The organism is Domibacillus indicus (assembly GCF_023715895.1).
Taxonomy (GTDB): Bacteria; Bacillota; Bacilli; order Bacillales; family Domibacillaceae; genus Domibacillus; species Domibacillus indicus_A.
In genome coordinates this window covers 45793-64407 of the sequence record NZ_JAMBOO010000021.1, presented here as the reverse complement: position 1 = coordinate 64407, position 18615 = coordinate 45793, and the positions used below count along the sequence as shown (strand labels likewise).

The 18615-nt window shown below is 44.4% G+C and carries 15 protein-coding genes and 12 tRNA genes; 22 read left to right on the top strand and 5 right to left on the bottom strand.

The features are described 5' to 3' along the window. Positions 1 to 48 precede the first annotated feature (48 nt). The 12 genes from M3221_RS20120 to M3221_RS20065 all read left to right on the top strand — a co-directional run bounded on the left by M3221_RS20120 (position 49) and on the right by M3221_RS20065 (position 1240). Positions 49 to 122 (top strand) — tRNA-Met (locus M3221_RS20120). Between the two features lie 6 nt (positions 123 to 128). Next, positions 129 to 205, top strand: a tRNA-Asp gene (locus M3221_RS20115). A gap of 11 nt (positions 206 to 216) precedes the next feature. After that, positions 217 to 292, top strand: a tRNA-Phe gene (locus M3221_RS20110). Positions 293 to 304: 12 nt separating this feature from the next. Beyond that, positions 305 to 378 (top strand) — tRNA-Gly (locus tag M3221_RS20105). A 13-nt stretch (positions 379 to 391) separates the two neighbouring features. Then, positions 392 to 465, top strand: a tRNA-Ile gene (locus tag M3221_RS20100). A gap of 28 nt (positions 466 to 493) precedes the next feature. Beyond that, positions 494 to 577 (top strand) — tRNA-Tyr (locus M3221_RS20095). 5 nt (positions 578 to 582) lie between these two features. Beyond that, positions 583 to 656, top strand: a tRNA-Trp gene (locus M3221_RS20090). Positions 657 to 677: 21 nt separating this feature from the next. Continuing rightward, positions 678 to 753: transfer RNA gene (locus tag M3221_RS20085), tRNA-His, on the top strand. A gap of 6 nt (positions 754 to 759) precedes the next feature. Continuing rightward, positions 760 to 834: transfer RNA gene (locus M3221_RS20080), tRNA-Gln, on the top strand. 10 nt (positions 835 to 844) lie between these two features. After that, positions 845 to 926: transfer RNA gene (locus tag M3221_RS20075), tRNA-Leu, on the top strand. 148 nt (positions 927 to 1074) lie between these two features. Beyond that, a tRNA-Gly gene (locus M3221_RS20070) sits at positions 1075 to 1149 on the top strand. A gap of 7 nt (positions 1150 to 1156) precedes the next feature. Beyond that, positions 1157 to 1240: transfer RNA gene (locus M3221_RS20065), tRNA-Leu, on the top strand. Positions 1241 to 1363: 123 nt separating this feature from the next. On the opposite strand, the gene ald is transcribed toward M3221_RS20065, so the two are convergent. The 3 genes from ald to M3221_RS20050 form a co-directional block, all read right to left on the bottom strand. After that, a complete protein-coding gene (ald, locus tag M3221_RS20060; RefSeq protein WP_251273477.1) occupies positions 1364 to 2491 on the bottom strand; it encodes an alanine dehydrogenase in 1128 nt (375 codons plus the stop codon). Positions 2492 to 2819: 328 nt separating this feature from the next. Next, positions 2820 to 3902, bottom strand: a complete 1083-nt coding sequence (locus tag M3221_RS20055; protein ID WP_251273476.1) for a copper resistance D family protein — start codon at positions 3900 to 3902, stop codon at positions 2820 to 2822. Further along, on the bottom strand, positions 3902 to 4441 hold the full coding sequence (locus M3221_RS20050; RefSeq protein WP_251273475.1) for a copper resistance CopC family protein: 540 nt from the start codon (positions 4439 to 4441) through the stop codon (positions 3902 to 3904). Before M3221_RS20050 ends, M3221_RS20055 begins: the two co-directional genes overlap by 1 nt. 193 nt (positions 4442 to 4634) lie before the next feature. Between M3221_RS20050 and M3221_RS20045 the strand changes: the two genes are divergently transcribed. The 10 genes from M3221_RS20045 (at position 4635) to M3221_RS20005 (ending at position 15967) form a co-directional block, all read left to right on the top strand. Then, positions 4635 to 6191, top strand: coding sequence for a UDP-N-acetylmuramoyl-L-alanyl-D-glutamate--2,6-diaminopimelate ligase (locus M3221_RS20045; RefSeq protein WP_251273474.1), 1557 nt, complete (start codon positions 4635 to 4637; stop codon positions 6189 to 6191). Positions 6192 to 6451: 260 nt separating this feature from the next. Continuing rightward, positions 6452 to 6964, top strand: coding sequence for a hypothetical protein (locus M3221_RS20040; protein ID WP_251273473.1), 513 nt, complete (start codon positions 6452 to 6454; stop codon positions 6962 to 6964). Between the two features lie 154 nt (positions 6965 to 7118). Next, positions 7119 to 8819: a hypothetical protein gene (locus M3221_RS20035; RefSeq protein WP_251273472.1), complete on the top strand. Its 1701-nt coding sequence runs from the start codon at positions 7119 to 7121 to the stop codon at positions 8817 to 8819. A 1078-nt stretch (positions 8820 to 9897) separates the two neighbouring features. Next, entirely contained in the window at positions 9898 to 11649 is a 1752-nt protein-coding gene (locus M3221_RS20030) for an ABC transporter ATP-binding protein (RefSeq protein ID WP_251273471.1), read from the top strand. Next, entirely contained in the window at positions 11650 to 13431 is a 1782-nt protein-coding gene (locus tag M3221_RS20025; protein WP_251273470.1) for an ABC transporter ATP-binding protein, read from the top strand. A 52-nt stretch (positions 13432 to 13483) separates the two neighbouring features. Beyond that, positions 13484 to 14089 carry a glycoside hydrolase family protein gene (locus M3221_RS20020; protein ID WP_251273469.1) on the top strand — a complete coding sequence of 202 codons (606 nt, stop codon included), beginning with the start codon at positions 13484 to 13486 and terminating at the stop codon, positions 14087 to 14089. 6 nt (positions 14090 to 14095) lie between these two features. Continuing rightward, a complete protein-coding gene (locus tag M3221_RS20015) occupies positions 14096 to 14395 on the top strand; it encodes a glycoside hydrolase family protein (protein WP_251273468.1) in 300 nt (99 codons plus the stop codon). A gap of 2 nt (positions 14396 to 14397) precedes the next feature. Beyond that, entirely contained in the window at positions 14398 to 14811 is a 414-nt protein-coding gene (locus M3221_RS26625; protein ID WP_311316156.1) for a family 43 glycosylhydrolase, read from the top strand. Beyond that, positions 14811 to 15140 (top strand): glycoside hydrolase family protein, encoded by a 330-nt coding sequence (locus M3221_RS26620; protein ID WP_311316155.1) that lies wholly within the window; start codon positions 14811 to 14813, stop codon positions 15138 to 15140. Before M3221_RS26625 ends, M3221_RS26620 begins: the two co-directional genes overlap by 1 nt. Before the next feature lie 203 nt (positions 15141 to 15343). Next, positions 15344 to 15967 carry an SGNH/GDSL hydrolase family protein gene (locus tag M3221_RS20005; RefSeq protein ID WP_251273467.1) on the top strand — a complete coding sequence of 208 codons (624 nt, stop codon included), beginning with the start codon at positions 15344 to 15346 and terminating at the stop codon, positions 15965 to 15967. A 39-nt stretch (positions 15968 to 16006) separates the two neighbouring features. Here M3221_RS20005 and M3221_RS20000 read toward each other — a convergent pair whose 3' ends face one another. Then, the gene (locus M3221_RS20000; protein WP_251273466.1) at positions 16007 to 16774 is read right to left on the bottom strand and encodes an endonuclease/exonuclease/phosphatase family protein; all 768 of its coding nucleotides are present in this window, start codon (positions 16772 to 16774) and stop codon (positions 16007 to 16009) included. Between the two features lie 3 nt (positions 16775 to 16777). Then, the gene (locus M3221_RS19995) at positions 16778 to 18424 is read right to left on the bottom strand and encodes a PTS transporter subunit IIBC (protein WP_251273465.1); all 1647 of its coding nucleotides are present in this window, start codon (positions 18422 to 18424) and stop codon (positions 16778 to 16780) included. Between the last annotated feature and the right edge of the window lie 191 nt (positions 18425 to 18615).

Sequence of the window (18615 nt, the reverse complement as noted above, 5' to 3'; positions counted from 1 at the left end):
AACCGCGCAGGGGTTCGAATCCCCTTTCCTCCTCCATTATTTTATCGTCGCGGGGTGGAGCAGCCCGGTAGCTCGTCGGGCTCATAACCCGAAGGTCGCAGGTTCAAATCCTGCCCCCGCAATCGTTTGGTCCGGTAGTTCAGTTGGTTAGAATGCCTGCCTGTCACGCAGGAGGTCGCGGGTTCGAGTCCCGTCCGGACCGCCATATTTTTATACGGCTCAGTAGCTCAGTTGGTAGAGCAAAGGACTGAAAATCCTTGTGTCGGCGGTTCGATTCCGTCCTGAGCCACCATTTTAGCAATATGCGGGTGTAGTTTAATGGTAAAACCTCAGCCTTCCAAGCTGATGTCGTGGGTTCGATTCCCATCACCCGCTCCATTATTGTTATGATGGGCCTGTAGCTCAGCTGGTTAGAGCGCACGCCTGATAAGCGTGAGGTCGATGGTTCGAGTCCATTCAGGCCCATTTTTCATTTGAAATTTTCTCTTCATATGGAGGGGTAGCGAAGTGGCTAAACGCGGCGGACTGTAAATCCGCTCCTTCGGGTTCGGCAGTTCGAATCTGCCCCCCTCCACCATTTATAGGGGCATAGTTTAAAGGTAGAACTGAGGTCTCCAAAACCTCCAGTGTGGGTTCGATTCCTACTGCCCCTGCCAATTAAAAAATATGATATAATGGCGGTCGTGGCGAAGTGGTTAACGCATCGGATTGTGGCTCCGACATTCGGGGGTTCGATTCCCCTCGATCGCCCCATATAAATGGGCTATAGCCAAGCGGTAAGGCAACGGACTTTGACTCCGTCACGCGAAGGTTCGAATCCTTCTAGCCCAGCCATTTATACTTAGCGGGTGTGGCGGAATTGGCAGACGCACCAGACTTAGGATCTGGCGCCGCAAGGCGTGGGGGTTCAAGTCCCTTCACCCGCATCTTTTACAGGCTGACGAAAGTATTCACTTTCGCCAGCCTGTATATTTGATAAAAGACTTCTTACAAAGTCTTACATGAAAGAGGAACTTCTTCTAAAAGCGCACACGTCCTGTGTGCAACGGAGAACCTAGAACATCCTGTTCAAGTGCGGAAGTAGTTCAGTGGTAGAACATCACCTTGCCAAGGTGGGGGTCGCGGGTTCGAATCCCGTCTTCCGCTCCATGTATATGCCGGCGTGGCGGAATTGGCAGACGCGCTGGACTCAAAATCCAGTTCCTTCACGGGAGTGCCGGTTCGACCCCGGCCGCCGGTATCGTTTAAAGCAGCTTCTGTTTTCAAAGAAAACAGAAGCTGCTTTTTTATATGTAAAGAAGTATTAGTACTTGTCCTTATAAAAGAAAAAGCTGCCTCCAGTGCTGGAAGCAGCTTTTTTTATTTAAACAGTTAGTGAATCAAGCAGGCTTTTCACATTTTTGAACTCATATCCTAAATCACGCGCAACGGCTTCAAAGGTTACATGGCCGCCATACGTATTTACGCCACTTTCAAGGGCTGGATTTTGTTTAATAGCCTGCTCAAAGCCTTTATTTGCGATTTGGAGAGCGTAAGGTACCGTAACGTTGGTTAATGCAATGGTAGAAGTACGCGGAACTGCTCCTGGCATATTTGCTACAGCATAATGAACAACCTCATGTTTTTCATAAGTCGGATTTGTATGAGTTGTAATACGATCTACTGTCTCAAAAATACCTCCTTGGTCAATTGCTACATCCACGACAACCGAGCCTGGGGACATTGCTTTTACCATTTCTTCTGTTACTAGCTTCGGCGCTTTAGCACCCGGAATTAAAACGGCTCCAATAACAAGATCGGATTCTTTTACAGATTCAGCGATGTTTAATGGATTTGACATAAGAGTTTGAACACTTGCGCCAAAGATTTCTTCAATCTGGCGAAGACGGTCTGCGCTTAAGTCAATGATCGTAACGTCTGCTCCGAGCCCAACGGCAATGCGGGCTGCATTTGTACCAACCATACCGCCGCCGATAATGGTTACACGGCTTCGTTTCACCCCTGGAACACCGCCGAGCAGAACGCCTTTTCCGCCGTTATTCTTTTCTAAAAATTGAGCCCCGATTTGCGTAGCCATCCGCCCGGCAACCTCGCTCATTGGTGAAAGGAGAGGCAGCGTACCGCCTGCTGTAACGGTTTCATAAGCAATACCGGTTACACCGCTGTCGACTAGCGCTTTTGTAAGCGCTGGTTCAGCTGCAAGGTGAAGGTAAGTAAAAAGAAGAAGGTCTTTACGGAAATATTGATATTCAGAAGCAAGCGGTTCTTTTACTTTCATCACCATATCTGCCCGGTTCCAAACATCTCTTGCTGAATCAAGTACTTGAGCGCCGTACTGTTCATATTCTGCGTCTGTAAATCCGCTTCCTAAGCCGGCTCCTTTTTCGATCATGACATCATGTCCTGCGGCCACAAGTGTAGCAACTCCTGACGGCGTAATAGCCACACGGTTTTCATTATTTTTAATTTCAGCTGGGATCCCAATTAACATCACGATCATCCTCTCGTATTTGTTGCCTTTATTGTAGGAGAAAAAGAAAAAAATGACATCGTTTTGAATGTTAAAAAAAACGAAGATCATTTGTGAAAAAACACAAAAGGGAAATGCTGTTTGTTTGTAACAAAAATCTTGTAATCGGTTACTATCGCTTTATTACCGTATTTATTATGTGTTTTAAACAGTATTCAATTCACTGAAAAGAGGTTCGTATAAAGCTTCGAATGATGAAAAAACATTGTGAGAAAATCTAACAATAGAGAGGCAGGGAGAGAAAAAGAGGAAGCTGATAATAAAAAAACCGCCTCTGCTAAGGCGGTTTTTAAGATGAAAGACCGGTAATCAGGGCAAGATAAAGAGAAAAAACAAGCAGCATACTCATGAAAAATGTAATGCCCGCTTCTTTTTTTCGATATCCCCAAAAGCCAATTGCTAAAAAAACAAGGGCAAGAAACATAAACAGCACATTTAACGGTGACCAGCCAAGGTACAGCGGCAAAGCGGGCGGCAGGGAGCCGTTGTAAAAGAAAGCAAATAACGGTGAGTAACGGCCCTCGCTGACTGCATGAGGCGGCTCCTGCTGGCCAAGAAACGCTGTTGTACCAAAGATCAACAATAAAACAAGGCTTTCTGCTTTTATCCAGGGCTTCGGGTGAACGTCCCGGCGCTCTTGCAGCTTTCGTTTGAAAAGAAACCCATTTATAAACGCAAACAGCAAAACCGGCAGAACCAGTAAGTGCTTGATTAAAAGTGCCTGTCCATAATTAAGTGACCAGTCGCTTGCATAGTCATGAATGTCTAAAATGATGGTCATCATCCAAAAGCCAGACAGAGCGGTGAATAACAAACAAATAGCGGCTACTGGCGAAAACCATTTTAAAAAAGCAAGCCAGTTTGCTTCATCACGTGCAAACCAGCCAGCCATTAGCAGCAGGCCAGCCCAAACGGATACTGCTGTAAAATGCACGGCATGGGAAAGGACACCGGTCCAATCGGTTAAAGAAGCTGCATGGCTCGACCAGCTGGCCGATCCAATCAGCAAAAGAATAAAACCGAGTCCGCCAGCTGTAAAACGTTTATCTGTTAAAACAGGAAACGTAAACAAGTACAGTGCGAAAAAAAGCGCAACAGCAAGAGTGAATGCCCAGGCTTTCCCAATAGTAAAGCCGAGAATGACCGTTTGTGCCACAGGCATTACGCTGCTTCCTGCCGCAAGTTCTAGAATCAATACAGCTGCCGGCACAAAAGCAAAAAGAGCGATACCGGCTACAGCTCCGTAAAGCCAGCGCTCTCTAACGAGGATCGCTGGCTTTTTATGCGCAGGAACAAGCTGTATAAGGAAAGCGCCCATTAACAAAGAAAAACAGCTGTATAAAAGAGTTTCCGACGCATAAAGCACAGCCATTATTTTTTCCCTTTTCTCATAAGCAGAATAACGGCAAGCAATGCGGCAGCTACGATCACACCGATAATAATCGGCATGGAGGAAGAAGATCCGTTTTCTTCCTGCTGCACATCAGCAGCGGGTTGTTCCTCTGTTTGATCTGTTGTTGCTTCTTCCTCTGGCGCTGCTTCTTCTGCCGGCTCTTCCGCCGGCTCGGCTGCAACTGTAAATCTATACGTTCCTTCGATTAAGTGCCCGTCTTCACCGACGATCCGCCAATCAACCGTATAAGAACCGTTTTTCAGCGGTTCTGCCGCAGAACCGCTTAATACATTGTTCTGTACTTGAACATTTTCAAGCGAAACCTCTCCGGTTTCATTTTTCAGTGTAAAGCTGCTTCCTTGTTCAATTGGCGTTTCAAATGTCAAAGAAAGATTGTTAATCGGCTCTTTTACCGTGTCCCCGTCCGCAGGAGAAGAACTTTCCAATCCCGTATGGGCGGATACAGCAGGCGAAAACAGAAATAATAAGCCAAAAAGGAAAACAAAGATTTTTTTCAATTGATTCACCTCAATTCATAAATGGTTCATAAACACTATACCACTGTTGAAAACAAAACGAATGAAAACCGCTTTAGGATCACAAAGGTGTCAAAAAACAAAGAAAAAGCACACAAACTGTTCACAAAAAGAGTAGAGGAAGTCTGAACCGGGAAGTAAGTCTAAAAAAGACGAATGAAGAGAGGAACGATCCATGCACATTCCATTTAAACAATTACCTGCTGTTTCTGCCATCCATCTTTTTGGCCCGTCCCGTCCTGACATTTCTGGAGTTACATACAATTCACAGGCAGTAAAGCCCGGTTTTGCTTTTTTTGCTATCGCAGGGGAGAACGCGGACGGCCACGATTATATTGAGCAGGCGATTGAAGCCGGTGCATCTGCTGTAATTGGCACCGATGAAGAGATTCTTCATTCGTTTCACGAGCGGTTTCCAGCTGTTACATTCGTTTCAGTAGCGGATTCTCGTGCGGCTATGGCTCATGTGTCGGATTATTTTTATGAACATGTACAGGAACGCCTCATCAAAGTAGGAGTCACGGGTACAAACGGTAAAACGACAGTGGCTACGTATGTGCAAAGTTTATTCAACCTGCTTCATATTCCATGCGGCATGCTTGGGACAACCGGGATTTGGAAAGCAGCTGAAAAAATGCCATACAACAAAAGCACACCGACTACGCCAATGTCCTCGGACATTCATTTTATTTTTAAGGAACTGCACAATTCGAATCATGAAGCGGCAGCGATGGAGGTTTCTTCTATTGCACTCGACCAAAAGCGGGTGGAAGGCATTTTATTTGATGTAGCCATTCATACCAACTTTTCAGAAGAGCATTTGGAATATCATAAAACAATGGAGCATTATAAGCAGTCTAAGCTGCAGCTTTTTGAGCAGTCGTCAGTCGGTGTGGTGAATCTAGATGATGCAGGCATGTCAGAGGATATTCTTAAATCAGCTAAAGGCCGTCTTATTACGTACAGCCGCGAACCGCTGTCAGGAGCTGATCTAATTTGGACAGACTGCCGGCATCATGAGGAAGGCATGACATTTCAACTGTTGTATAGCGGGAAACCATATGCGATATCTGTACCGCTCTACGGAGAATATAATGCCGGAAACCTTACAGCAGCGGTTGCAGCGGCTTTGTCTCTTGGGATCAGTATGGAAGAAATCGTTTCTGTTCTGCCAAACATGAAACAGGTAGAGGGCCGTTTTCAAGTGATTCACGGACCGGACAACCGGAAAGTCATTATAGACTATGCTCATACGCCCGTAGCTCTTGATCAAATTTTAACTGAAGTACGGCGTATTCCACATGCTCGCTTGATTGCGATGATCGCGGGCATTGGTATTCGAGACTTTGGGAAAATGCCAAAAATGGCACAGGCGGCAGAAGGAAAAGCAGATGTGATCGTCGTAACGGTAGATCACCCGGGACCCCATAATCCAAACGACATTATTGGACGCGTAGTCAGTGGGTTTTCAAATCCAAAAGAACTCATTTTGACGGCTGCCACAAGACGGGAAGGTGTGATCCGGTCACTTGAGGAAAGCAGGCCGAACGACATTATCCTGCTTACGAGTGGCTGCATCAATGGCTGTCAAATCGTAGCAGGAAAGCATATTCCTCATTCAGACGAGGCAATTATTAATGAGTTTTTTAACAGTGCTTCATTCTCACAGGCAATGAAATTTGGTGCAGAACAAAGTGTGTATGTAGCACAAATCCAAAAAAGTCTATTTTAAATTAACGAATTAGATTGTAGTTAAAAAACCGCTTAGGAGACAACAATTGTTGTCTCCTAAGCGGTTTTTTTGTTTATTCATACTTCTACACACTAAGTGTTTTTTATGTCTGAAAATATACAAAGTATTGAATGTTAAGGAATAAAACATTTTATCGGCTCTATTTTAAAAAATAAGACCTACCGACGATTGAAGCAGTACCTTCTCTTGGTTTCTGCATATAATTACAGGGAACTTTCTAAAATAGGAGGAGTAGACGAATGAATAAGGAAATTCTAAGTTCATTAGTTGGTAAAGTCGTTAAGGTCAATAGAGGTGGTCATGATTCTCGGGTTGGACAATTACTTGCAGTAGAAGAAGATTATTTCGTACTCCTTACAAAAGAAGACGGTGTTCTTTACTACAAAGGCCATCATGTTAAAAGCTTAACCGACAACACTAAGAAAGGTCTCGGATTCGACCTCCTTGTTCCTGAAGATTTTACGTATATCGGTGGAAAACTATTCACAGACGTTATGAACAATTTAAAGTATAAATGGGTGACAATTAATCGGGGCGGGCATGAAAAATATCAAGGCGTACTCGATGATATTAATGATGATTATGTCACGATTGTTTATAATGAAGAAGTTATTCGTGTATCGACGTTCCATATTAAAAACATCAGTTACGATTTGAAAATTGAGGATCCGGATAAAGATAAAAAAGAAAAAGAGGATGAAAAGAACAAGAAAGAATCAGACAAGAAAGAAAAAGAGGAAGAAACTCAATAAACAGAAAGCAATAATTATTCGTATTAATAATCAAGAGGAAAGAAATCGGAGTCTCTTTGAAATGAAGAATGGGCTAAGCAATTATGTCATATTCTCTTCGTTCAAAGGGACTTTTGTTTGATAAAAGGGTTTTTAACCTGTGAGGGGGAAAGAAATGTCGAGCCCTTTTTTTTCTGATGCACTTAGACCATTTATTGGTTATTCGGTAGGTGTCTTCTCAAATGATGGGATACTTATAAAAGGAATAATGGTCGATGTAAAAAAAGATTATTTAATTTTACAGATTACAGAAGAAAAATACATTTACCATCACCTTGCGCAGATAAAGTCTGTTTCAAAAAATGCAAAAGATATGCAGACAAATACGGTTACTAAGAATTATTTACAGGCAGAACAGCTTCATGAAATTTTAGAACAGTGTAAGTATAGCTGGGTAACGATCAATTGTTATAACGATCAGTTTGTTACAGGCTTTTTAAGCCGGGTCTTTGATGACCATCTTATTCTCATTAGTGGGGAAGAAAAAATAATTGTGCAAAATGCATGCATTATCAATATATTCCCAGGTGTTCATGAGCTTGCTGATACTGAAGAAACCGAAGAGCAGGAAGAGGAGCCTTCCACTCAGATAGAAGAACAGAAAGAAATAAATAAAAAGGAAGCTTTCTCAAACGGCCGGAAAGAACCGAAAGAGCAGAAAGAAGAACCTTTCGCTCAGACGGAAGAACAGAAAGAAATAAATAAAAAGGAAGCTTTCTCAAACGGCCGGAAAGAACCGAAAGAGCAGAAAGAAGAACCTTTCGCTCAGACGGAAGAACAGAAAGAAATAAATAAAAAGGAAGCTTTCTCAAACGGCCGGGAAGAACCGAAAGAGCAGAAAGAAGAACCTTTCGCTCAGACGAAAGAACAGAAAGAAATAAATAAAAAGGAAGCTTTCTCAAACGGCCGGGAAGAACCGAAAGAGCAGGAAGAAGAACCTTTCACTCAGACGGAAGAACAGAAAGAAATAAATGAAGAGGAAGCTTTCTCGAACGAGTGGGAAGAACAGAAAGAGCAGGAAGAAGAACCCTTCGCTCAGATGGAAGAGCAAAATGAAATAAATGAAGAGGAAGCTTTCTCAAACGGCTGGGAAGAACAGAAAGAGCAGGAAGAAGAACCTGTCGTTCAGATGGAAGAACAGAAAGGAATAAATGAAGAGGAAGCTTTCTCGAACGGGTGGGAAGAACAGAAAGAGCAGGAAGAAGAACCTGTCGCTCAGATGGAAGAACAGAAAGAAATAAATGAAGAGGAAGCCTTCTCAAACAGCTGGGAAGAACCGAAAGAGCAGGAAGAAGAACCGGTCACTGAGATGACAAGACAAAATGAAATAAATGAAAACGAAGCATCTTTCAAAGGAAAAGAAGTTGAAGTGCAGAGAAAGAGACACTTAAAACAAATAAAAGAAGCAAGAAACCCTGCAAGACAACAAATTGCTGCTAATCAGGAAGAAGAGGAAATATGGACTAGAGGAAAGACGACTAAAGATATGTCTGCCGATACAGAAAGAGAAAACATTATCAATAGTTCTCTAGAAGATTCTTCGTTTAATCAGACGCATATTCAAAGAAATCGGGAGGGAAAGAGGTTCAAAGCAAAAAAGGAAAAATGTATTGATTCCACACTAGGTCAGTCAAGTACTTGTCTTCCTCTGAACATTCCAATAGAAGAAAAAGAAGAAGCATGGGTGCCTGTTGTTACAACTGAAGAAACAGAAAAATATCTTGAATCTCAATATTATTCTCTCATGAAGCAGGCGGAAAAAAAGTATAAAGCATTGCGGGAAAAAAGAATGGAACGGGAAATGATGAAAAAGTAATCTGCTGCTCTTTTGCAGAAAGAAAGAGCGGATATGGGGAAGACGTTTTTATATAGCCACTTGAGGCTATTTTTGTTTTTCTATATATAAACTGGCATCAAATCAAGTTTCCTATTTCTTACTCTAAAGATGCTTGTCCATACGAGTTCAAACTTCTACAAGCGCCTGCTTCAGCTGTAAGCCCCGTCTACTTTTAAAAATCATCTTGCAAAATGAAAAGATTCTTTTATTCCATGTCATTTAATGAGCCGCTTTAAGAAAACGCCTAAAGTACAAGAGTTGTTTTCTAAGAACTCGGACCGCAGTATGTCGTTCCCAGGTGCAGACAGCCCTTTATGCAAAGAATTAATCAAAGTTAATAATTTTTATCAAAATAACGATCGGTAGATGGCTCTTTTGAAAGAGCTATTTTTTTTTGCAGTGCTGCTGATGCTTGGTTTTTCGGTGCTTCTGTCATGTTTATTGCGTGCTGAATTAAAAAAGAGAAACAAAGATTTTTGCGAATGTATTGGTAAACATGCTTTTCTATTTTCTAAGATAGGTATGATACCATCTGCATATCACAAGATTTAAAAAAGCCCAGCCCGGTTCTGCTGATACGGTCTTATTTGGAGGGAAACACGTGTATGTCTAAAGCACATTTCTGTTAGTAAATCACTTAAAAAATAGCAGTGTGACGCTAAAAGCAGATGATTAGAACTGGCCGGATGAACCCTGCTCTGCTTTAGCGGAAGGACTTCTATTATTCTTTCATAAATGAACAGTGGCTATATGCTGGTTAAAGGAGTATTCATTTCATCAGATAAATGATAAGAATGAAGAAAACGAGGTCGTTATCTTTATTTTTTGTGTCGAAAAACAGCAGATCTTCATCTGTTTCTTCCTGATTTTTTGAAGATTTGTTCAATAAACAGAGAATTTTTTCTTTTTAAGTAAAAAGAATGGATACGTGAGGCTCGAAGGAATAAAATGAACGTATTTCAATTCCACTGTATGGAAGGGGTCCTTATTTTCATCAAAGATCGATTGTCACCATAACAGGCCATGATGAAAATACGCGGAAAGAAGGGAATGGAACGTGCATAGTTTAAGATGGATTTGGACGTATATGAGGGACTACAAATCCGGCCTTTTTTTGGGGTTTTCACTTGTACTTCTTGTTGCAGGATTGAACATGCTGAATCCGTATTTTTCAGGACGAATTGTTGATGACGTAGTGTACGGAGGAAAGATGGAGCTGCTTTGGGTACTGCTCGGTTTTATGATAGCGGTTACGCTGGTGAAAACGGTTATCCGCTACAGCTTTCAGCTCCTGTTTGAGCGTACTTCCCAGCGGGTGATTTTTACGCTTCGCGAGCAGCTGTACGCCAGACTGAATGAGCTGGATTTTCGTTTTTATGACCGGACAAAAACGGGCGACATTATGGCGCGGATGACAGGTGATATGGAAGCAGTGCGCCATTTTACTGCCTGGACAACGTATATGATTGTGGAAAACGTATGTGTACTATTGTTTGCCATTGTTTTTATGTTTACCATTCATGCGCCGCTGACACTGGCAATGATCGCTGTAACACCGGTGATCGCCTTTTTTGCTTATCGAATGAGCAGTGAGGTCCGGCCGACATTCTCAGAAATTCGGGCGCAGTTCGCGCGTTTAAACTCCGTTGTACAGGAAAACATCAGCGGCAACCGGGTTGTCAAAGCCTTTGCCAAGGAAGACCATGAGATTGGTAAGTTTTCAGCCGAAAACAAAGCTTTTAAAGAAAAGAATATTCAATCGGCACGTGTATGGGAAAAGTATCTTCCTGTGCTTGATTCACTGGCGGGGGTGCTGCTTGTTGTTATGATTTTAGCCGGTGGGTTTATGGTCATTCAAGGGTCACTGACTATTGGGGAGCTTGTCGTGTTCAATTCTCTTATTTGGGCGCTGAACAACCCGATGCGAATGGCGGGCTGGCTGATTAATGACGTTCAGCGGTTTATCGCATCCGCTGAAAAGATTGAAGATTTGCTCAATGAGCAGCCGGGTGTTGCCAATACATTATCGAAAAAGGAACCGGCTGGCAGCGAACTGTCTGTTCAGTTTCAGGATGTAACGTTCCGCTATGAAGATGAACCGGTTTTATCCAATATTACATTTGGGGTGAAGCCAGGCCAGACTGTCGCGATTGTCGGTCCGACAGGTGCTGGGAAATCGACGATCGTCAATTTGCTTTGCCGCTTTTATGATGCAGACAGCGGTGAAGTGAAAGTGGAAGGAATGAATGTGAAGGAATGGGATATCCGGTCTCTGCGCCGGCATACCGCTATGGTTATGCAGGATATCTTTTTATTCTCCGACACGATTGAAGGAAACATTGCGTATGGAATGCCGGACGCGACGATGGAGCAAGTGAAGATGGCAGCAGAAAAAGCAGAAGCGCATGCGTTTATATCCAAGCTTCCAGAGGGGTACGACACGATTATCGGTGAGCGCGGCGTCGGTTTGTCAGGCGGACAGCGGCAGCGGATTTCTCTGGCGAGAGCACTGCTTTTGGATGCGCCCATTTTAATTTTAGACGATACGACGTCCGCGGTTGATTTAGAAACGGAGATGCGCATTCAAAAAACGCTCCGGTCCATTTTGCAGAAAAAAACGTGCTTTATTATCGCCCACCGCATTTCCTCCGTTAAAGAAGCAGATCTGATTTTGGTGTTAGAGGACGGGCGGATTGTAGAGCGCGGCCGGCATGAAGACTTGTTGAAGCGTAAAGGCCGTTACTTCAATGTATTCAAAAATCAATTTGGTGACTTTGACAGCCGCCAATTTGGCGAGGAAGTGATGTAAGTGGCACGTAATAAATTTGATGTAGATGAAGAGCTGGAGTCTGCCTTTGATATAAACCAGTTAAAACGGATGGTTCAGTATTTAAAGCCGTTTAAAGGAAAACTCATACTTACTGTTCTCCTGATGCTTTTGGCGAGCGGGGCAACGTTGACTGGTCCATATTTAATTAAAACGGCGATCGACGACAAAATCCCAAACGGAGACGTGGGCGGACTTGCAGTGCTTGCCGGATTTTATTTAGCGGCTATCACGGTCACAGGCTTTTGCTTAAAATATCGAATCCGAATGATGTCTCAAATCGGGCAGAGTGTCATTTTACAATTGCGGAAAGACTTGTTTGCTCATTTGCAGACGCTGTCGTTTTCGTACTACGACAGCCGGCCTCACGGCAAAATTTTAGTGCGTGTCGTAAACTATGTGAACTCACTCAGCGATCTTTTATCCAACGGTATTATTAACGTTATTACAGATTTGTTCAGCATTCTGGTCATTGTGGGCTTTATGCTGGCGATTGACGTGAAAATGACACTGGCTGCCATGGCAGGCTTCCCATTTTTGATCGGGTTTATCTTTTTTATTAAAACAGCTCAGCGTAAAGCGTGGCAGCAGCTCAGCAACAAGCAGTCTAATATGAATGCGTATATTCATGAAAGCTTAAATGGAATTAAAGTGACACAGGCCTTTGCGCGTGAGGAAGAAAACGAGCAAATTTTTCGTGAAGTATCCAACAGCTACCGTTCCGCCTGGATGAAGGGAGTAAAAATTCAATTTCTTTTATGGCCTGTCATTGAAAATATTTCGGTGATTACCGTTTCGTTCGTTTATGTTACCGGTATTTTTTGGCTGAACGGAAGTGTCACAGCGGGGGAATTGGTCGCGTTTGTCGGCTACATTTGGATGTTCTGGCAGCCGCTTGCGAATATCGGCAATTTCTATAATGCCATTATTAATGCGATGGCGTATTTAGAGCGCATTTTTGAGACGATCGATGAAGAACCGGCCATTCAAAATGCGCCAAATGCTGGTGTACTGCCGCCTGTACGCGGTGAGGTAACATTCGATCATGTCGTGTTCGGCTACGAAGGAGAGAAAAACATTCTTGAGAACGTGAACTTTACGGTAAATCCGGGAGACACGATCGCGCTTGTTGGGGCGACCGGCTCTGGAAAAACGACGATCATCAATTTAATCAGCCGGTTTTATGATACGAAGAGCGGCAGTGTACGAGTGGACGGAACAAACATTAAAACGGTCACGCTTTCGTCGCTGCGCAGCCAGATGGGTGTCATGCTGCAGGATCCGTTTATTTTTTCCGGCACGATCATGGACAATATCCGGTATGGCCGCCTTGATGCGACAGATGAAGAAGTGATTGAAGCATCAAAAGCGGTTCAGGCACACCGTTTTATTAGCGAAATGGAAGAAGGGTACGAAACAGAGGTGAATGAGCGCGGCACACGTCTTTCATCCGGCCAGCGCCAGCTTATTTCGTTTGCAAGGGCTCTTCTGGCGGACCCGAAAATTTTAATTTTGGACGAAGCAACATCAAGCATTGATACCGAAACGGAAATGGCTCTTCAAAAAGGATTGGAGCAGCTGCTTGAAGGGCGAACTTCTTTTATTATTGCGCACCGTCTGTCCACGATACAAAACGCTGATCGTATTTTCTTTATTGACGGTGGTCGAATTGTGGAGCAGGGAACGCATAATGAACTAATGAAAAAAGGCGGCGCGTACTCAAAGCTTTATTTATCGCAGCGCCGTGCTTTAGAGGCTGGATAATACAATCAAAACGCAGGCCCGGCGATGCCGGGCTTTTTAAAGGAGGAAGACTATGCCGAAAGCGCCGCTTTTTCGTGACCCTATTTATGATGGCGCTGCAGATCCGGTTCTTATTTGGAACCGGGAAGAAAGGGAATGGTGGATCGTTTACACAAGCCGGAGGGCTTCAGTCGAAGGGCCGGGCGTTGCCTGGGTGCACGGCACAAACCTTGGTGTTGCTTCGTCGCAGGACGGAGGAGAAACATGGACGTACCGGGGTGTTCTTCAAGGACTTGAATTTGAACAGGGTCAAAACACGTTTTGGGCACCGGAAATTCTATGGCACGACGGCTTGTACCATATGTATGTGAGCTACATCCGGGGCGTTCCGTCTGAATGGACTGGACACCGAAGGGATATTGTTCACTATACGAGCCGAAACCTATGGATTTGGACACTCCAATCTGTTTTGAAGCTGAGCTCTGATTACGTGATTGACGCATGCATTCATCCAATGCCCGATGGCAGATGGCGCATGTGGTATAAGGATGAAGCAGCCGATTCTGCCACATACGCCGCTGACAGTGACGATTTATACCAGTGGAAGCCTGTAGGTACTGTTTTAGCCCATCAGCCCCATGAAGGGCCAAACGTCTTTTTTTGGCGGAATACATACTGACTCATTGTGGATGAATGGTCGGGCCTGGCTGTTTATGGGTCAGAAAACGGTGAGGATTGGCGCTGCAACGGAAAGATTTTGCATAAGCCCGGTACGCGTGAGGATGACGGAACAATCGGTCTGCATGCGGATGTGCATGTAAGCGGTGGGGAGGCCTATATTTTTTACTTTACACATCCAGACCGCAGCCGTCATCCCCAGTCGAAAAGATCTTCTTTACAGGCAGCAAAGCTTGAGCTGCAAGACGGGGTACTTACCTGTGACCGGAATGCTTTATTTTCATTTTGCCTGCGGGAGGAAACATAAGCATGAGAACAAGTGATATTCGGATTCGGGATCCATTTGTGGTGGCGGATCAGCAAGCAAAAACCTATTATCTTTACGGAACAACGGATGAAAATGTGTGGACAGGCCCTGCTTCCGGTTTTCAAGTGTATCAAAGCGGGGATTTACAGGAGTGGGAAGGTCCGTTTCAGGCTTTTCAGCCGCCGTTTCGTTTTTGGGCGGATCAGCACTTTTGGGCGCCGGAAGTATACGAATGGAAGAACGCTTATTATATACTGGCTACATTCAAATCAGATAAACGGTGCCGGGGCACACAGATTTTAAAAGCTCAATCTGCGCTCGGCCCTTTTAAGCCGCTGACGGAGGGGCCGATTACACCGAAAGAATGGGAATGCCTTGACGGAACTTTGTTTATGGATAAAAAGGGCATTCCCTGATGGTTTTTTGCCGTGAATGGCTTCAAGTAAAAGACGGAGAGATGTATGCCCTGCGGTTATCCGAGGATTTTCAGGCTGTACACGGTGAACCGGTTTTATTATTCACGGCTTCCCAGGCGCCATGGACAAAGCCGGTGAGGGAAGCCAATTACATTACAGATGGTCCGTTTCTTTACGAAACAGAAAACGGAGAGCTTGAAATGATTTGGTCGAGCTATAGTGAAAAGGCTATGCAGTCGGTATTGCCCGGTCCTTATCAGGAGCTGTTGAGGGACCGTGGATTCATGAGGCAGAACCGCTGCTTGATCAAGACGGCGGCCATGGAATGATTTTTCGGGATTTTACCGGCAAGAGGCGGCTGGCTATTCATGCGCCGAATCAGTCACCCCATGAACGGGCTGTTTTTCTGAATATGGAAGAGCTGATGGGGGAAAGACCGGTATAAGTGGAACGGGCGAATTCAGCTCAAAGCATGCGGGCATCTTAATAAAAGTGAGCTGGAAAAAGCAGTTTTGTTAAAGGAGGAATAGAAATGCTGACGAAGGAAGACCGGATTGTATTTATTGGAGACAGTATTACCGATTCTGGACGCCGGGCAGAGCCGGAAGAGCTGGGAGATGGATATGTAAGGATGATTCGTGATCAGCTTATTTGCGAGTCGCCTATGAACGCACCTGCTATTATTAATAAAGGGGTTGGCGGCAATCGGGTAACCGATCTGGCAGAGCGGTGGGAGCAGGATGTGTTAAACGAACGGCCAACAGTCCTGTCCATATCAATCGGAATCAACGATGTATGGCGGCAGCTTGATTCAAAAGAAATGAACCAAATATTACCCGGGAAATTTGAACAGGTATACCGTAATTTACTTGATCAATCTGAGAGCACTCGGCTTGTGTTAATGGAGCCGACGATTATTGAAGAAGATCCGCGCTCCGAAGGCAACGAGCTTCTAAAGCCGTATGTTGAGATTGTTCAAAAGCTGGCCGGCGAATATGGTGCTGTGCTTGTGCCGATGCACCAGGCTTTCATCGAGTATGTAAGTGCGGAAGGTGAGCATAAGCTGACGACAGACGGGGTTCACATGAACTCAACAGGAAATACACTGATGGCGCGGACCTGGCTGCAAGCCGTACGCGAAAAAGGACTGTTATAATAAAAAAGGCGCTCTCCCCATAGGAGAACGCCTTTCTTTTTAGCGGATGACCACCTCAACGCCGAAGTGATCGGATACAACCGGCTTATGGATACCGTTAAAAATCACTCGGGAGGATGCGACCTCGATGGGCCTATTCACAAAGATATAATCAATTCGCAGATCTTTTTTGTTTCCATCCCAGCCGTCAATCTTCCCTTTAACGGTGTATCCTTCATCTTTCTCGGAAGCAAGGGTGTACGTGTCCCAAAACCCGGCTGCTAACAGATAATCGTAATTTTCATTTCGCACAGCGGCATCTCCGTTAAAGTCACCCATCAAAAAGGTAAGCTCTTTGGATGCAGCCCTGGCTAGGAGGCGGTCAAGCTGTTTTTTTGCGGGTTCCTCCTCGTCCTGCCACCAGCCGAGGTGACAGGAGAAAAAAGAGGCAGGCTCACCGTTGATATCGATCACAGCTTGAACAATTTTACGTGTTTTCCAGTTATCCATGTCGTGCTGGTCTGTAATAAAAAAAGAATCATAGCTTTTTACAGGATGTTTCGTAATGATGGCTACGCCTTCTTCATAAATCTCATAGCCGAAGTGCGACATATCCCAAATGAATGTGTAATCCGTTTCACCGAGGTTATGCAGTTTTTGCACAAGCAGCTCCGCGTAATTCGCGTGCCCGGCTTTATCCGACTTGCTTACCTCCTGAAGCGCCACAACATCGTATGATTTTTCGGCAATCGTTTGAGCGAGTTCCGTTAGTTTTTGGAGGGTGTTCTCTTCCTGCCAGGAATGGCAGTTCAGTGTGAGTAAATTCATGTTTTACACTCCTAAGTAATCCTGTACATCGGATTTAATCACATCAGCTTTAGGGCCGTAAATGGCCTGCACGCCTTTGTCTTTTAAAATTAAACCAAGTGCCCCGTTTTTTTTCCACTCTGCTTCTCCCGATACTTTTTCCACATCTTTAACGGTCACGCGAAGCCGTGTCATACAAGCATCCACATCTTCAATGTTATCGGTACCGCCCAGCAGCCGGATGATGGCAGCGGCCGCTGTGCCTTCTGCCGCCGGCGCAGCGCTTTCAGCTTTGGCGTTTGTTTCCTCATCATCTGTGTAATTGCCCGCCCGGCCTGGCGTTGGAAAGTTAAACTTTTTGATCAGGAAATTCGCGATCGTAAAGTTTAAAGCGAAAAACACAGAGCATGTAATAACAAAGTTGAAAATATCACGTGTCAGTCCTGCTTTTGCCGCCATAGGCATGCGTGTTAAAAACTCTATCAGTCCGAATGAATGAAGACGAAGGTTGACCAGATCAGCTGCAGCAAAGCTCAAGCCGGTTAAAATCGCATATACCACATATAAAAGAGGGGCAGCAAACATAAACATAAATTCAATTGGTTCTGTTACACCTGTTAAAAAAACAGCAAGTCCGGCAGATAAAAACATCGGCTTGTATTTAGCACGTTTGTCTTTGTCCACATTTTTATACATGGCCAGCGCAATTCCAATAAGTGAGGCAGTAGAAATAATCATTTGGCCCACTTTAAAGCGGGCAGGCGTTACCTCGTTCAGCAGTGCTTGATACGCCATCATATCGCCCGCTGCTTTTAAATTATTTAAATCTGCCGCCCAGGCAAGCCAAAGCGGGTCCTGCCCGGCTACAACCTGCCCGGCCGAAGAGCCGGTCAGCATCGTATACGTGCCGCCAAGTGACGTGTAGTTAATCGGAACCGTCAGCATATGATGCAGGCCAAAAGGCAGAAGCAGACGTTCAAGTGTACCGAATACAAAAGGCGCAATAATCGGTGCCGTATCTTTTGAAGTGGCAATCCATTTTCCAAATTCGTTCAAGGCGCCTTGAATAAACGGCCAGACGGCCGCCAGCAAAACGGCTATCACAACGGACCAGGCAATGACCACAAAAGGCACAAACCGTTTTCCGTTAAAAAAAGCAAGAGAAGCCGGCAGTTTGCTGAAGTTATAATATTTATTAAAAATCACGGCTCCGGCAAAACCGGAAATGATACCAATAAACACGCCCATATTAAGCGCTGGAGCACCGAGCACAGAAGTAAAATAATCGCTTACAATTAACTCGCTGCCAAAAAAAGATGAGACAGATGCTTTTGGATCACTTATCATTTCATTGTTTAAACCAAATAAAGCGCCGGTCACCCGGTTAATCAGAACAAAAGCTAAAAGGGCTGCAAATGCGCCGCCTGCCCGTTCCTTTGCCCAGGAGCCTCCGATGGCAACCGCAAACAAAATATGTAAATTGCCGATAATGGCCCAGCCGATATCTTCCATCACGTGTGCTGCTGTTTGCACAAAGCTGATATCGCCGCTCATCATGGCAATCAGTTTGCCGACGGATATCATAATCCCGGCTGCAGGCATCACGGCAACGACGACGAGTAGCGCTTTTCCAAGTTTTTGCCAAAAATCAAAAGACGTTAACTTTTTCATACCCCATTCTCTCCTTGATTAAGTGTAATAGTGAAATGTAACGAAAACGTTTGCATGGACCTTATTCTAATAAATGCGCTTTCATTTAGCAAGAATAATTTTTAAAGAACGGATTTCTCTTGTGTATTTCGCTTGTTTTAACAGAAAGATAAGTATTCACCAAAGAATATTGAATTTATTTTTATGAAAAC